The 14,478-nt window shown below is 71.2% G+C and carries 14 protein-coding genes; 5 read left to right on the forward strand and 9 right to left on the reverse strand.

What is annotated here, in order from left to right:
• The first annotated feature begins 105 nt into the window (after positions 1-105).
• On the forward strand, positions 106-870 hold the full coding sequence (locus ACFXGX_RS34580) for a DUF2127 domain-containing protein (protein WP_384799462.1): 765 nt from the start codon (positions 106-108) through the stop codon (positions 868-870).
• Between the two features lie 33 nt (positions 871-903).
• On the opposite strand, the gene ACFXGX_RS34585 is transcribed toward ACFXGX_RS34580, so the two are convergent.
• Positions 904-1,794 (reverse strand): aldo/keto reductase, encoded by an 891-nt coding sequence (locus ACFXGX_RS34585; RefSeq protein ID WP_384799465.1) that lies wholly within the window; start codon positions 1,792-1,794, stop codon positions 904-906.
• Between the two features lies 1 nt (position 1,795).
• Positions 1,796-2,701: an NAD-dependent epimerase/dehydratase family protein gene (locus ACFXGX_RS34590; RefSeq protein ID WP_384799468.1), complete on the reverse strand. Its 906-nt coding sequence runs from the start codon at positions 2,699-2,701 to the stop codon at positions 1,796-1,798.
• Positions 2,702-2,848: 147 nt separating this feature from the next.
• Here ACFXGX_RS34590 and ACFXGX_RS34595 point away from each other — a divergent pair, with 147 nt between their 5' ends.
• The 4 genes from ACFXGX_RS34595 to ACFXGX_RS34610 all read left to right on the forward strand — a co-directional run bounded on the left by ACFXGX_RS34595 (position 2,849) and on the right by ACFXGX_RS34610 (position 6,642).
• On the forward strand, positions 2,849-3,370 hold the full coding sequence (locus ACFXGX_RS34595; RefSeq protein WP_384799471.1) for an Lrp/AsnC family transcriptional regulator: 522 nt from the start codon (positions 2,849-2,851) through the stop codon (positions 3,368-3,370).
• Positions 3,371-3,437: 67 nt separating this feature from the next.
• The gene (locus ACFXGX_RS34600) at positions 3,438-3,866 is read left to right on the forward strand and encodes a MerR family transcriptional regulator (RefSeq protein ID WP_384799474.1); all 429 of its coding nucleotides are present in this window, start codon (positions 3,438-3,440) and stop codon (positions 3,864-3,866) included.
• Complete coding sequence (locus ACFXGX_RS34605) at positions 3,863-4,195, forward strand: thioredoxin family protein (RefSeq protein ID WP_384799477.1); 333 nt, start codon at positions 3,863-3,865, stop codon at positions 4,193-4,195. Before ACFXGX_RS34600 ends, ACFXGX_RS34605 begins: the two co-directional genes overlap by 4 nt.
• Before the next feature lie 131 nt (positions 4,196-4,326).
• Positions 4,327-6,642 (forward strand): HelD family protein, encoded by a 2,316-nt coding sequence (locus ACFXGX_RS34610; protein ID WP_384799507.1) that lies wholly within the window; start codon positions 4,327-4,329, stop codon positions 6,640-6,642.
• Positions 6,643-6,728: 86 nt separating this feature from the next.
• On the opposite strand, the gene glgB is transcribed toward ACFXGX_RS34610, so the two are convergent.
• From glgB to ACFXGX_RS34645, 7 genes are all read right to left on the reverse strand, one after another.
• Entirely contained in the window at positions 6,729-9,041 is a 2,313-nt protein-coding gene (glgB, locus tag ACFXGX_RS34615) for a 1,4-alpha-glucan branching enzyme (RefSeq protein ID WP_384799480.1), read from the reverse strand.
• Between the two features lie 49 nt (positions 9,042-9,090).
• Positions 9,091-10,497 carry a phosphotransferase gene (locus ACFXGX_RS34620; protein WP_384799483.1) on the reverse strand — a complete coding sequence of 469 codons (1,407 nt, stop codon included), beginning with the start codon at positions 10,495-10,497 and terminating at the stop codon, positions 9,091-9,093.
• A gap of 221 nt (positions 10,498-10,718) precedes the next feature.
• Positions 10,719-11,306, reverse strand: a complete 588-nt coding sequence (locus tag ACFXGX_RS34625) for a hypothetical protein (protein ID WP_384799486.1) — start codon at positions 11,304-11,306, stop codon at positions 10,719-10,721.
• Between the two features lie 150 nt (positions 11,307-11,456).
• A complete protein-coding gene (locus ACFXGX_RS34630) occupies positions 11,457-11,954 on the reverse strand; it encodes a hypothetical protein (RefSeq protein WP_384799489.1) in 498 nt (165 codons plus the stop codon).
• Positions 11,955-12,173: 219 nt separating this feature from the next.
• Entirely contained in the window at positions 12,174-12,722 is a 549-nt protein-coding gene (locus tag ACFXGX_RS34635; protein ID WP_384799492.1) for a hypothetical protein, read from the reverse strand.
• Positions 12,723-12,849: 127 nt separating this feature from the next.
• The gene (locus tag ACFXGX_RS34640) at positions 12,850-13,560 is read right to left on the reverse strand and encodes a signal peptidase I (RefSeq protein WP_384799495.1); all 711 of its coding nucleotides are present in this window, start codon (positions 13,558-13,560) and stop codon (positions 12,850-12,852) included.
• A gap of 594 nt (positions 13,561-14,154) precedes the next feature.
• Positions 14,155-14,478 (reverse strand): alpha-glucosidase C-terminal domain-containing protein (locus tag ACFXGX_RS34645; protein ID WP_384799498.1); only part of this gene is annotated, 324 nt, incomplete at its 5' end.

A 14,478-nucleotide genomic window follows, 5' to 3' on the forward strand; every position in this document is an offset into this window, starting at 1 on the left:
GCCGCCCCGCCCCCCCCCCCTGCCTTCTTCTTTCACTTCCCCCCCCCCCCCCCCCCCCCCCCCCCCCCCCCCCCCCCACGGCACGTTCTGCGGAGGACACCGAGCATGAAGATCGACTGGGACCGGCGCACCTGCGCGCGCAAGGGGCACATCACCTACGCGCCGGACGACCCGCGTCTGCGGGTGCGGCTGCACGCCGAGACCGCGCTCGGGGAGGTCTGGCGCTGCCTGCGCTGCGGTGACTTCGCGCTCGGCGCCCCGCACGGCGCCGGACCGGCCGCGGAGGCGCCCCTGGTCCCGCGCGGCAAGGTGCTCCGCGACCTGTTCATCCTGCGCTTCCTGGCGATCGAGCGCGCCGTGCGCGGGGTGTTCATCGTGCTGGTCGCGGCCGCCGTGTGGAAGTTCAGCAACAGCCAGGACGCCGTGCGCCGGCTGTTCGACGAGTACCTCGACGTCCTCAGGCCGGTCTTCCGCCACTTCCACTACGACCTCGACCACTCGCCTGTGGTCGGCACCATCCAGAAGACCTTCGGCTACAAGCACTCCACGCTGCTGCTGGTCGCGGCCCTGCTGCTGGCGTACGCGCTGATCGAGATCGTCGAGGCGGCCGGGCTCTGGTACGCCAAGCGCTGGGCGGAGTACCTGACGGTCGTCGCCACCGCCGCGTTCCTCCCGCTGGAGATCTACGAGCTCACCGAGCACATCAGCTGGCTGAAGATCGCGACGCTGGTCCTGAACATCCTGGCCGTCCTCTACATCGCCCTCGCCAAACGGCTGTTCGGCCTGCGCGGCGGACACAAGGCGTTCGAGGCGGAGCGGCAGAGCGCGTCCCTGCTGGAGGTGGAGGAGTCCGCCGGGGTCATGGTCTGACCCCGGCGCCCGGAGTGCCCGTGCCGGCCCGGGTCACCGGCCGAGCCGGGCCAGGTCCTCGGGGCTCAGCACCAGGTCCGCGGCCCGCGCGGAGTCCAGGGCGGTCTCCGGGCGGGTGGCGCCCGGGATCGGGATCACCGTGGGGGCGAGCGACGACAGCCAGGCGAGGGCCACCCGCTGAGGGCTCACGCCGCGCTCCCGGGCCACCGCGTGGAAGGCCCCGAACCGCTCCCGTGAACCGTCGGTGGTCCCGCCGCCGGACGGGCCGTCCAGTGAGCTGCGGGAGATGCCGCCCAGCGGGCTCCAGGGCAGGAAGGCGAGCCCCAGCCCGGCGCAGAGGAGCAGTTCGGGGTCGCTGTCGCGCACCGCGGGGGAGTACTGGTTCTGGACGGAGACCAGCCGGTCGCCGAGGATCGCGTGGGCCCGGCGGATCTGGTCGGCGGTGGTGTTGGAGATGCCGGCCAGCCGGATCGTGCCCGCGTCGAGCAGGTCGCGCAGGGCGCCGACGGAGTCCTCGAAGGGGACGGCCGGATCGGGCTTGTGCAGTTGGTAGAGGCCGATCGCCTCCAGGCCCAGTCGCTTCAGGGATGCCTCGGCCGCCGCCTTGAGGTGACGCGGGGAGCCGTTCACCGTCCAGGTGCCGTCCGCGGGTCTGCCGCGGCCGCCCTTCGTGGTCACCAGGACATCCGCGGTGTCACCGCCGTACGTCGCCAGGGCGCGGGCCACGAGCCGTTCGTTGTGGCCGGCTTCGCCGCCGGGCAGGTGATACGAGTCCGCCGTGTCGAGGAGGGTGACACCGGCGTCGAGGGCCGCGTGCACCGTCGCCAGGGCCCGCGCCTCGTCCGGCCGTCCCTCGATGGACAGGGGCATCGTGCCGAGCCCCACCGCGCTCACCCGGAGCCCGCCCAGTGTGCGGTACCGCATGTCAGTCGTCCTTTCCGAGCGTCTCGGCCACGGCACGCGGCAGCCAGGCCCGCGCCTCGCCGAAGGGGAAACCGAGCCGCGCGGCCCGGGTGTTGTCCATGCCGTAGGAACGGCGGAAGGAGAAGGGGGAGACCTCGCCCACCTCGACGGCCTCCAGAACCGTCCTGCCGTCCGGGAGACGCGCGCCGATCGCCTCGCACAACTCCCGTGTGGTCAGCGCCCCGTGGGAGGCCGCGTTGACCGGGCCGGTGAAGTCCTCGCCCACCGTCCAGAACAGGAAGTCGGCGATCTCCTCGACGTGGATGTACGTCGCCGGGTGGTTCACGGCGGGCACGGCGATGGTCGCGCCGGTGCGGATCCGGTCGGCGTAGTGCTCCAGCCGTCCGGTGAAGTCGTCGTCCCCGCCCAGCACATGGGCGACGCGCACGGCCACGTACGGGAACGCGGGACCGGCCGCCGCGAACACCGCCTCGGCCTGCCGCTTGCCCTCGCCGTAGTGCGCGTCCAGGAACTCCACTTCGTCCCACGGGAGTTCGAGATCGACGGCGACCGTGCGGGCGTCCACGGCGTCCTCGCCGACCGGGTCGGCCGTGTCCTCGTACTCGTACACCTCGACCGTCGACGTCATCACGTACCGGCGCGTGCGCCCCGCGAAGACCCGGCGGGCGATCTCCGCCTGCCGCGGTGTGTAGCAGACCTGGTCGACGACGACGTCGAACACCCGTGACCCCAGCGCCTTCGCCAGGGACTCCTCGTCGCCGCGGTCGGCGATCAGATGGACCGTCCCGGCGGGCGGCGCGGACGAGCCGCGGTTGACGACGGTGACCCGGTCACCCGCCGCCAGAAGCCGGGATATGAGACGTTTTCCGAAATACCGGTTCCCGCCGATGACGCAGATCTCCCGCATGTCGCCCTCCCCATTTCCCCGCACCCGTGCCGCGTGCACCCGTGCGTACCGCTCCCCGCGCCGGTCACCGTTTCGCCGGGCGTTCACGGTGCTTCGTCCTGTGGTCATAATTCTCCCGTCGCAGAGGCCGGGACCGAAGGGGGAGACATGGGAGATCCGGCGGTCGCACCGAAAGAAACACGGCATCCGCGCGCCGTCTCCGGCGAAACACCGGCGGGCTTCGACGCGCTCGACCGGCAGATCCTGGAACTGCTCCAGAGCGAGGGCCGCATCAAGCTCAGCGAACTGGGCCGCCGCGTCCGGCTGAGCCCGGCCGCCGTCGCCGAGCGGGTGCGCCGGCTGGAGGCGACCGGAGCGATCACCGGCTACGGCGCCCAGGTGTCGGCCTCCCGGCTCGGCTACGGCATCCAGGCCTTCATCCGCGTCGATCCGCACGGCGGGTACACGCTGAAGCACCCCCGGACGCTGGAACTGCTGGCCCGCCCCGAGGTCACCGAGGCCCACCACGTCGTCGGCGAGGACTGCTGGATCCTCAAGGTCGCCGTCGAGGACACCATCCACCTGGAGGACGTCCTGGAACAGACCTCCGCGCTGGGGCGGACGACGACCTCGATCGTGCTGTCGTCCCCGGTGGACCGCAAGCCGCTGCTTCCGCGCACCACACGCTGACCCCCGCCGGGACGCCCCCTCGCGGACGCTTGCCTTGACGTCGGCGTCAAGGACTACCGTCGGGGACATGCGAATCGGCGAGCTGGCCGCACGGGCCGGGACGACCACGCGGACCCTGCGCTACTACGAGTCGCGGGGGCTGCTCCCCGCGCGGCGGGGCGAGAACGGGTACCGCGCGTACGACGAGGACGATCTGCGGCTGCTCCGGCAGATCAGGACGCTGCAGGACTTCGGGTTCGACCTGGAGGAGACGCGGCCCTTCGTGGAGTGCCTGCGGGCCGGGCATCCCGAGGGCGACGCGTGCCCGGCGTCCCTGGACGTCTACCGGCGCAAGCTCGGCGAGCTCGACTCGCTGATCGACGAGCTGCGGTCGGTGCGCGCGCAGGTCGGCGAGCAGCTCGCGCGGGCGGAGCGGGCACGTGACGCGCTGGCGGCCGACGCGGAGGTCCCGGGTGGTCCGGAACCTGTGTGCGAACTGGGAGGGCGGACGCGATGATCAGGGCGGCAGGCGTGACCGAGGTGACGGACGCGGACTTCGGGGTGGAGGTGATCGGCTCGGATCTGCCCGTGCTGGTGGAGTTCACGGCCGACTGGTGTCCGCCGTGCCGGCAGATGGGTCCCGTGCTCAGCCAGCTGGCCTTCGAGGAGGCCGACCGGTTCAAGGTGGTCCAGCTCGACGTCGACACGAATCCGGAGACGACCCTGGCGTACGGCGTGCTGTCGATGCCGACGTTCATGGTCTTCCGCGCCGGTGAGCCCGTGAAGTCGATGGTCGGAGCCCGGGCCAAGCGACGGCTGCTCCAGGAGCTGGCCGACGTGCTCTGATCCCACCCGGCAGAGAACCCGGCACACAAAAAATCCCCTGGACAATTGCGTCCGGGGGATTTCCCTGCGTATATTCAATGATTCGCGACTTCGAAGATTCGAGTCGCGGAGAAGTTCAGTAGGCGCAGTATATCCGGGCGGGAGCGGAATTGTCAAACAAGGGATCGCACACAGAATTCCCCGATGATGAACTGCGAAGTGAGCAGGAATTCATCGACGGGTTGTACACGCGTGTGGACGCCCTGCGCGGCTCCACCGAGGCCTCCGTCGAGGACGCGCTCGCCCAGGGCAACACCCCCATGCAGGCCCGGCTCGAACGGGACGTCCTGGTCTCCGAACGTTCGGGACTGCTGGCCGCGCTGAACGCCGTGGACGGCTCGCTCTGCTTCGGCCGCATCGACCTGTCCCCCGTGGAAGGGGCGCCCGCCGCCGGCGTCAGCCACCACATCGGCCGGATCGGCATCCGCGCCGACGACATCGAGCGCACCCCGATCCTCATCGACTGGCGGGCCCCGGTCGCCCGCCCCTTCTACCTGGCCACCGGGCACACCCCGATGGGCCTGCGCCGCCGCCGGCACATCGGCACCGCCGGACGGCACGTCACCGACCTGCACGACGAGATCCTCGACCTCGGCGACCGCGAACGCACCGGCCACGAGGACCCGGCCGGCGACGCCGTGCTGCTCGCCGCGCTCAACTCGGCCCGCACCGGCCGGATGAGCGACATCGTGCAGACCATCCAGGCCGAGCAGGACCGGATCATCCGCGCGCCGCACCGGGGCGTCATGGTCGTCGAGGGCGGCCCCGGCACCGGCAAGACGGCCGTCGCCCTGCACCGCGCCGCCTATCTGCTGTACGAACACCGTGAACTGCTCGCCAAGCGGGCCGTCCTGATCGTCGGCCCCAACCCGGCCTTCCTCGGCTACATCGGCGAGGTGCTGCCCTCGCTCGGCGAGACCGGCGTACTGCTCTCCACCGTCGGTGAACTCTTCCCCGGTGTCCACGCGACCGCCGCCGACACCCCCGAGGCGGCCGCCGTGAAGGGCCGCGCCCGGATGGCCGACGTCCTCGCCGAGGTCGTCCGGGACCGGCAGGCCCTGCCCGACCCGGTGATCGCCATCGAGCACGACCGGGACGTCCTGATGCTCGACGCGGGCCTCGTCCAGGTCGCCCGGGACCGCACCCGCGCCGCCGGTCTGCCCCACAACGCGGCCCGCGAACACTTCGAGGGCCACATCCTCAACACCCTCACCGACATGCTCGCCGAACGCATCGGCACGGACCCCTTCGACGGCTCCAACCTCCTCGACCCCAGCGACATCACCCAGATCCGCGACGAGCTCGCCGAGAACCCCGAAGTCTGGTCGGCGATCGACCAGTTGTGGCCGAGAGTGACCCCGCGCCGGCTGGTCGCCGACTTCCTGGCCGACCCGTACGGCTACGTCCCCGACGAGGACGCGACGGCGATCCTGCGCCCCTCGACCCGGGCCGGCGACTGGACCGCCGCGGACGTCCCGCTGCTGGACGAGGCGGCCGAACTCCTCGGCGAGGACGACCGGGTCGCACGCGCGCTGGCCGACCGGGAACGCCGTACCCAGATCGCCTACGCGCAGGGTGTGCTGGACGTCTCCTACGCCTCGCGGACGTACGAGTTCGAGGACAAGGACGAGGAGGACTCCGAGATCCTGTCCGCGCACAACATCATCGACGCCGAGCGGATGGCCGAGCGGCACGAGGAGGACGACCACCGCAGCGCCGCCGAGCGCGCCGCCGCCGACCGGACGTGGGCCTTCGGCCACATCATCGTGGACGAGGCGCAGGAGCTGTCGCCGATGGCGTGGCGGCTGCTCATGCGCCGCAGTCCCACGCGGTCGATGACCCTCGTCGGCGACCCCGCGCAGACCGCGGAGGCGGCGGGGGTCGGCTCGTGGGAGGAGATCCTCGCCCCGTACGTGCAGGACCGCTGGGAGCACACCCGGCTCGGCGTCAACTACCGCACCCCGTCCGAGATCATGGACGTCGCCGCAGGTGTCGTACGGGCCGAGCGCCCCGGGTTCGAGCCGCCGCGCTCCGTCCGGTCCACCGGAGTGCGGCCCTGGGCGCGTGAGGCAGGGGACGACCTGCCCGGCGCGGTCGCCAAGGCCGTCGCCGAACTGACCCCTGCCGAGGGCCGGCTCGCGGTGATCGCGCCGCGGGCCCTGCACACCGCGCTCGCCGGCCGGCTGGACGGGGTGACGGCGGGCGGGGAACCCGACCTCACCCACACGGTCGTCCTCCTCGACCCCCGGCAGGCCAAGGGCCTTGAGTTCGACTCCGTCCTGGTGGTCGAGCCCGCGTCGTACGGGACGAGCGACCTGTACGTGGCACTGACCAGGGCCACCCAGGCGCTGGGCGTCCTGTACACCGGCGACCTGCCCGCCTCGCTGCGGGGCACCGGGCTGGAGTGAGGCCCTGCCCGGTTCCCGGCGGTGTGTCCGCCGGGAACCGGGGCGGCGCGTCGCGTGCCGGACGGACGGGAACGGTCGGACGGACCCTAGGCGGGCCGCAGCCACACGGTCGCGAGGGGCGGCAGGGTGAGCCGGATGCTGGCCGGGCGGCCGTGCCGGCCCGTGGGCTCCGGCTTGACGGGGTCGGGGTTGGTGACATCGCCGCCGCCGTAGCGCCCGGTGTCGGTGTTGAGGATCTCGTGCCAGGCGGGGATCTCCTCCGGGACGCCGAGGCGGTAGCCGTGGCGGACGGCGGGGGAGAAGTGGGAGACGGCGAGCAGGGGGGTGCCGTCGGCGGCGTGACGCAGGAAGGCGAAGACGTTGTCGTCGGCCGAGTCACCGGTGATCCAGGTGAAGCCGGACGGGTCCGTGTCGCGTTCCCACAGCGCGGGTTCGTGCCGGTAGACGGTATTGAGGTCACGGACGAGGTCCCGTACGCCACGGTGGTCGGGCTCTGCGCCGTACGCCGGGTCGAGGAGCCACCAGTCCGGGCCGTGGGCCTCGGACCACTCGGCGCCCTGGGCGAACTCCTGCCCCATGAAGAGCAGTTGCTTGCCGGGGTGGGCCCACATGAAGGCGAGGTAGGCGCGGACGTTGGCGCGCTGCTGCCACCAGTCACCGGGCATCTTGGAGACCAGCGAGCGTTTGCCGTGCACGACCTCGTCGTGGGAGATCGGCAGGACGTAGTTCTCGCTGTAGGCGTACACCATCGAGAAGGTCATCTCGTCGTGGTGGTACTTGCGGTGCACCGGGTCGTGGGACACGTAGTCCAGCGAGTCGTGCATCCACCCCATGTTCCACTTCAGCCCGAACCCCAGACCGCCGAAGCCTCCGGGGCCGGTGTGGTGGGTGGCCCGGGTGACGCCGTCCCAGGCGGTGGACTCCTCGGCGACGGTGACGACACCGGGGTTGCGGCGGTAGACGGTGGCGTTCATCTCCTGGAGGAAGGCGACGGCGTCCAGGTTCTCGCGGCCGCCGTGCTCGTTGGGGACCCACTGGCCCGGTTCGCGGGAGTAGTCGAGATAGAGCATGGAGGCGACGGCGTCGACCCGCAGGCCGTCGATGTGGAACTCCTCGCACCAGTAAGTGGCGTTGGCGACGAGGAAGTTGCGGACCTCGCGGCGGCCGTAGTCGAATTCGAGAGTGCCCCAGTCGGGGTGGTCGGCGCGTCGCGGGTCGGCGTGTTCGTACAGCGGGCGGCCGTCGAACTCGGCGAGCGCCCACTCGTCGCGGGGGAAGTGCGCGGGCACCCAGTCCATCAGGACGCCGACCCCCGCGCGGTGCAGGGCGTCGACGAGGTACTTGAAGTCGTCTGGGGTGCCCAGGCGCGCGGTGGGCGCGTAGAACCCGGTGACCTGATAGCCCCACGAGCCGCCGAAGGGATGCTCGGCGACGGGCATCAGCTCGACATGGGTGAAGCCGAGGTCCGTGACGTAGGCGGGGAGCTGGTCGGCGAGTTGACGGTAGGTCAGGCCAGGCCGCCAGGACGGGAGATGCACCTCGTACACCGAGAACGGCGCCTCATGGGCCGGCCGGTCGGCCCTCCGCTCCATCCACTCCGAGTCGCGCCACTCGTGGTGGGAGGCGTGGACGACCGACGACGTGGCGGGCGGCGTCTCGGTACGGCGGGCCATCGGGTCCGCGCGCAGGGTGCGGGAGCCGTCGGGGCGGGCGATGTCGAACTTGTACAGCTCGCCCTCGCCGATCCCCGGAACGAACAGCTCCCACACTCCGGAGGAACCCAGCGACCGCATCGGATGGCCCGTGCCGTCCCAGAAGTTGAAGCCGCCGGCCAGGCGCACACCGCGCGCGTTCGGGGCCCACACCGTGAACCGCGTTCCGGTGACGCCCTGGTGCTCCATCGGCTCGGCGCCGAGTGCCCGCCACAGTTCCTCGTGCCGGCCCTCGCCGATCAGATGCAGGTCCAGCTCGCCGAGCGCGGGCAGGAACCGGTAGGCGTCCTCGGTCTCCAGCACCGTCCCCTCGTAGGCCACGACCAGCCGGTACGTGTCGGGAACCGCGCGCAGCGGCAGCAGCCCCGAGAAGAACCCGTCCCCGTCGTCGCGCAGTTCCGCGCGCAGCTCGTCCGTGACGACCGTGACCCCGAGCGCGTACGGGCGAAAGGCCCGGAAGGCGACGCCGTCCGGTATCGGATGGGCGCCCAGCACCCCGTGCGGATCGTGGTGCGTGCCGTCGAGCAGCCCACGGCGGTCCGCCGGGCCGAGACCGGCGGGATGTGTCGGCGCGACGGGGACACCGCCGCCGGCCGCCGGCCTCCCGGCGGGCTTCCTGTCTTCGGGAGCCGGTTCGTTCGCGCTGGTCTTCTTCGGAGTGTCGTCGGACCGGGGGCGGGACGTCACGGGCGGAGCCTCCTCGGGCGGGTGAGCTGGGGGCAGGACACTGGGGGGATCAGGGGGACGTGGCCAGCCGCCGTACCGCCGCGAGCGGAACCGGCAGCCAGTCCGGGCGGTGCCGGGCCTCGTACACGACCTCGTACACCGCCTTGTCCGTCTCGAAGGCACGCAGTAATACGGGATCCGTGCGCGGGTCGAGGCCGCTGACCTCGGCGTATCCGGTGCAGTAGGCGGCCCGGCAGGTGTCTGCCCAGCCGGACTCCGCCGGTGCCCACGCCGCGCCCGGCGCCTGGGGCACGGAGTGGGCCGCGTAGTCGAAGGAGCGGAGCATGCCCGCGATGTCACGTGCCGGGGGCTGGGGCATCCGGCGCTCCGCGAGCGGTTTCGACGGTTCGCCCTCGAAGTCGATGAGCGACCACCCCCCGTCCGGGGAGCGCAGACACTGGCCGAGATGCAGATCGCCGTGGACGCGCTGGGCCGTCCACGTGTGGCCCTCGGCGGACAGGCCGGCCAGCGCCTCGAACGCGGTCCGCAACCCGGGTGCGTGGGGCCGGAGCACGGGCACCGCACGCGCGGCGGCGTCCAGTCGCTCGGTCATCGCCTCGACGAGCTGCCGCACCTGGGCGCTGCCCAGGGTCACCACGGGCAGCGCGCGGGCCAGCGCCGTGTGCACCTCGGCGGTGGCCCGCCCGAGGGCCCGCGCCTCGGCGGCGAAGTCCTCGCCCTTGGCCAGTTCGCGCAGCGCCAGCTCCCAGCCGTCCGAGGCGCCCTGCACGAACGGCTGGAGCACGCCCAGGACGTACGACTGCCCGGACAGCTCGGTCCGCATCCAGGCGGTGGGTGCCGGAACCCGGGCGCAGCCCTCGCGGGCCAGGGCCAGCGGCAGTTCGAGGTCGGGGTTGATCCCGGGAACGATCCGGCGCAGCAGCTTGAGGATGAACGTGTCCCCGTACACCACGGACGAGTTGGACTGCTCGGCGGTCATCATCCGCGGCACGAGACCGGGCCGTATCTCCCGCCCGGTGTCCCGCTCGAAGCGCAGCCCGCCGATGCGGGCCCGGGAGCGCAGGGCCTCCAGGAGCACATCGGCGGGCTGGGGGTCGTACAGGGCCTCGTACACCGTGTGTCCGGCGAGGGGCCCCTCGGTCAGATGCCCGATCAGCGCCGGAGCGAGCCTCGGCGGCAGCGCCTCGCGTACGCCGATCAGTAACTGGTAGCAGTCGCCGGGGACGGCCGGGGCGCCCGGCACGGGCGGCTGATGGGCCCGCGTCAGCAGGTGGAACAGGCCCAGCGGGCCCTTCGCCGGCAGCAACTCGGTGGCGGCGACCGGCGAGAGGCCGGTGACGGGCCGTCCCTTGCCGGCGAACCAGCGCTGCCGCGGCAGCCAGTCACGCAGCAGGGGATCGAGTGACGCCAGAAGGCCGGGACCTGGGGGCGCGGTGCGTGTGACGGCTTCCGACATGGGTCGCGTCCTTTCCCCGGGGTCGGGGTGTTACGTATGCGTGCCCCGGGCGCAGCCGTGGAAACCGCCCCGCCCGGGGGCCTTTTCAGTCGGGTGGGTCCAGGAGATTTCCTGCGGACATGGCACAAGGGTGTCCAATTCCGGTGTGTGACACCAGACCTGGACACCCGTGCGCCGTTCACTCCGCCTGTTCCGCGTGGGACCGGACCGAAGTGCCCGGGTCAGGCGGTGGTGTAGGCGAAGGTGAGGCGGATGTCCTTCGCGTGGTCCTTGGAGAGCTTGTCGCCCGACTTCTTGGGCGTGAGCCAGACTTCGTACTCCGCGGAGTCGCCGTGCTGATCGGCCGCCGCCTTCAGCACGGCCGTTCCCTTGACCCGCCTGACCTCCGCCGTGACCTTCCCGACGAGGTCGGAGGGCAGGGTGACGGTGGCCGTGACCGACAGATCGATGTCACCGGTGTTCCGCGCCGTGAAGCCACCGACCATCTTGGCGGCGGTCCCGGTGAACTCGATCTCCTTGTTCTTGTACGTGAAGACCGGGGCGGCGTTCGTGAACCAGTCGCTGGAGTTCAGGGCACCGGTCGTCAGCCTGGCGGTCTTCGTGGGCGTGGGTGTCGGCGTGGGTGTCGGGGTGGGTGTGGGAGTGGGTGTGGGTGTGGGCGTCGGGGTGGGAGGGAAGTCCGCCTCGACCGTGAAGGACCCTGTCACGGTGCTGGTGAACGTGGCGCCGCTGCTCACGCCGACAAGGCCGATGCCGCCCGCGGCCAGTACGAGTACCGCCGCGATCTTTCTCCGGTCGGAGATGGCCATGGGTGTAGCGCCCTTCTGATTGAGCTGGGGTCGGGTCTACGCCCCGGTGAAGGGGCGCCATGGCGGTGAACGCCTTGGCCCACCCGGCCCGTCCGACGCGAGGTCGGAGCGGACCGGGTGGGCTGGGGGCTCGCCCGGGACGCGCCTGGATCAGGCGGTGGCGTTCACGCGGAACGTGACCTTGGCCGTCTTGCCGGAGGACTCGTTGCCGAGGTTCGTGGCCTTGATGACGACGCGGTACTGGACGTAGTGGCCGGGGGCGACCGTGTCGGACCCGTCGGTGTCGCCACCGGTGCGGACGAACGACACCTGGACGTCGAGGTCACCGGTACGCGCCACGCTCGGGGCGAAGGTCACCGGAATGTCGCCGCGGTTCCAGACGGTGAGGTTCGAGTTGTTGAGCGGAACGGCGATCTCGTCCGTCGACGACTTGATCAGCAGCGGCTCGTCGAGCGTGGCCGTGTGACCGTCGTCGCCGATCGTCCAGCCGTCGGCCTGGATCGCGATCTTCGCCGTGCCGGCCTTGACCGTGGACTCGGCGGTCACGGTGTCGGTGAACACGGCGCTGCTGCCGATGCTCACCAGACCGATGCTGCCGGCCAGGATCGCCGCGACGGCGACCGCCTTCTTCTTGTTGGAAATGGCCATGTGAAGGACCTTTCGGGAGCGGGGCTCCGGCGTGCGGGGGCATCTGCCCGGCCCGACCGGTGGACCCGTAGGGTGGCCGCAGCGCCCGAACCCGCCGCGGGAGGGCAATCCCACGGCGGGTCGGTGGTCACTGGACCAGGGCGTTTTTGCGGGGTGGGCCGGAGGTTCCGGCCGATGGAAGCGGTCGGAACCGCTCCGGCCCACTCACGCGAGGGTGGATCAGGAGGCGGCGGTGACCTTGACGGCGACCGAACCGGTCAGGTTCTGCCAGGAGTTGTCGAGGTTCTTGACCTCGATCTCCACCCGGTAGGTGGCCTTGGCGCCCTTGTTCAGCCAGGTCGTGTCGGTGGCGGCGTCGACGCGCGTCACCTTCACGTTGAGGGCGCCGCCCAGGTCGCCGCTCTTCACGACGTCGAACGCGACGCCCGCACCGGCGGTGCCGTCGTTCTCGACCGTGAAGTTGGTGACCAGACGGCTGGTGGAGGAGCCCAGGAGCTGCTCGCCCTCGAGCACGGCGTAGTTGCCGGACACGATGTTCCAGGCCGAGGTCCCGCCCCAGGTGTAGGTGGCGTGCGGGGCGACACCGTCGTACGCCGAGGTGGCGCCTTCGGCCTTGACGATGTTGAGGTCGGCGTGGCCGGAGCGCAGGTCCGTCTGCGCGGTGACCGTGTCGGTGAAGGTGGCGCCGGCGCCGGCGCCGATGAGGGCGAGGCTGCCGACGGCGATCGCGGCGGCCGCGATCGTCTTCTTCTTGGCGGAAATGGCCACGGTGTTGGGCCCTTCTGTTGGATGGGTGAGACTTCGGGCTTGCGCCCAGGGCACGACATGGCCTCCCGGCGGCCCGTTGGCCGGGTGCCGCCCGGAGTCGTGTCACGGGAAAGGGATCCCGTCGCCCTCAGGGGGTGGTGGTCTGTGGAGTGGGCTTCTTCGGGCGCCACAGCAGGACGACGGTGCCGCCCACGATCAGCACGGCGGCCGCGCCGAGCAGCGCCCTGAAGCCGGTTTCGGTGTGGATCGAGGTGACGACGAAGCCGATGTACGGCACGTCGTGACGGACGATCCAGGCGGTGTCGCCCTTGGGGCGGACGTGCCAGGGGTCCTGGGTCCGGTTGGCGTCGCCCTTGGTCTCGAGCACCGGACCCTGCGCGGAGGGCGTGATCTTCACGATCCGGTGGACGACCTGGCGTTCCGGCTCGTCCGGGCGGTGAAAGATAACGATGTCACCGACCTTCAGCGACTTCACCGGCTCCCGCTGCGCGATCACGACGCTTCCGGTCGGCAGCTTCGGCTCCATGCTGCCGCTGAGAACCGAACTGGCCTCCCATTCGCCGGACTTGACCGAGACCGCCGCCACGGCGAAACCGATGGTGAGCAGGACGACCACGAGACTCAGCAGGGCCGAGAGGACCCGGTGGACCCAGTGCCGACGCCGCCCGGGCGGCCGCTCGGCGGCCGGCGTCCCGGCGGGTTCCGCCGTCGCACCGCGTACTGCCAGCTTCAACTGTTCTCTCCTGCGGACGAGTTCGGGCATGCGGGCAGTGCGGAACGCACGGTCGCCGAGCCACCGGGGGAGGGCGCGGGGAATGCCGCTCAGGGGCTTGCGCATCCCCCGCGCCCGTCTGGGGGAAGAGCCGCGGAGTCCGCGGGACTTCCGTGTCCGAGTGCGGGTCGGAAGGAGGGCGGCGACAGGACGGGCCCTTCACCCGGGAGACAGAGCGGGTCCCCGGGTCGTCCCGTCGCCGCGGTCTTCACAGGACACGCACAACGTCGGGTCGGAGGCCGGCCGACCGTGAGGTCGCCCGTCGGTACGGGGTGCCGGTCCGCCGAAAAGGAGAGCCGCTATAAAACGGTGCCTGGCCTGGACAATCTCATCCACTCCCGCGCTGTGCGCATGCCATGAACTCCCCCCCAGGGAGTGGCCTCCGTCGAGGTGGCCAAGATCAGATTAGGGGTGTGTGTGCATGGTGGGAAGTGTGTGGATGAAGTGTGGAGGCCGCGTTATCATAGCGTGACATTGAGGTGGTTTAAAGGTGGTGAGACAGCCTCTGTTGAGGCTTCCGGGGGGTGTGCCCGGATCTGGCGGGTGCCGGGCCGAACGCCGGTATTCAAGGGGCATGTCACGGCGTGACCAGGCGTCAACGGCCGTGTCCGGAACCCTGGTTGGGTTCCGGACGGTGTCCTTTGCGTGGAATACGGCTCGCTAGACGGATTCCTTCCGGAGCCGGAACCAGTAGAAGCCGTGACCGGCGAGGGTCAGCAGGTAGGGCAGTTCACCGATGGCCGGGAACCGCACGCCGCCGATGAGCTCGACTGGGTGCCTGCCGTTGAACTCGCGCAGGTCGAGCTCGGTGGGCTGGGCGAAGCGCGAGAAGTTGTGCACGCACAGCACCAGGTCGTCGTCCCCCTCGCCCTCGACCGACGGTGCCTCGCGCAGGAAGGCGAGGACGGCGGGGTTGGAGGAGGGGAGTTCGGTGTAGGAGCCGAGTCCGAAGGCTTTGTTCTGTTTGCGGATCTCGATCATGCG

Source organism: Streptomyces sp. NPDC059371, assembly GCF_042751995.1.
Lineage (GTDB): Bacteria > Actinomycetota > Actinomycetes > Streptomycetales > Streptomycetaceae > Streptomyces.

Coding starts and splice junctions, on each gene's coding strand:
- ACFXGX_RS34580 (WP_384799462.1), top strand. CDS start 106: ATGAAGATCGACTGGGACCGGCGCACCTGCGCGCGCAAGGGGCACATC.
- ACFXGX_RS34585 (WP_384799465.1), bottom strand. CDS start 1,794: ATGCGGTACCGCACACTGGGCGGGCTCCGGGTGAGCGCGGTGGGGCTC.
- ACFXGX_RS34590 (WP_384799468.1), bottom strand. CDS start 2,701: ATGCGGGAGATCTGCGTCATCGGCGGGAACCGGTATTTCGGAAAACGT.
- ACFXGX_RS34595 (WP_384799471.1), top strand. CDS start 2,849: ATGGGAGATCCGGCGGTCGCACCGAAAGAAACACGGCATCCGCGCGCC.
- ACFXGX_RS34600 (WP_384799474.1), top strand. CDS start 3,438: ATGCGAATCGGCGAGCTGGCCGCACGGGCCGGGACGACCACGCGGACC.
- ACFXGX_RS34605 (WP_384799477.1), top strand. CDS start 3,863: ATGATCAGGGCGGCAGGCGTGACCGAGGTGACGGACGCGGACTTCGGG.
- ACFXGX_RS34620 (WP_384799483.1), bottom strand. CDS start 10,497: ATGTCGGAAGCCGTCACACGCACCGCGCCCCCAGGTCCCGGCCTTCTG.
- ACFXGX_RS34625 (WP_384799486.1), bottom strand. CDS start 11,306: ATGGCCATCTCCGACCGGAGAAAGATCGCGGCGGTACTCGTACTGGCC.
- ACFXGX_RS34630 (WP_384799489.1), bottom strand. CDS start 11,954: ATGGCCATTTCCAACAAGAAGAAGGCGGTCGCCGTCGCGGCGATCCTG.
- ACFXGX_RS34640 (WP_384799495.1), bottom strand. CDS start 13,560: ATGCGCAAGCCCCTGAGCGGCATTCCCCGCGCCCTCCCCCGGTGGCTC.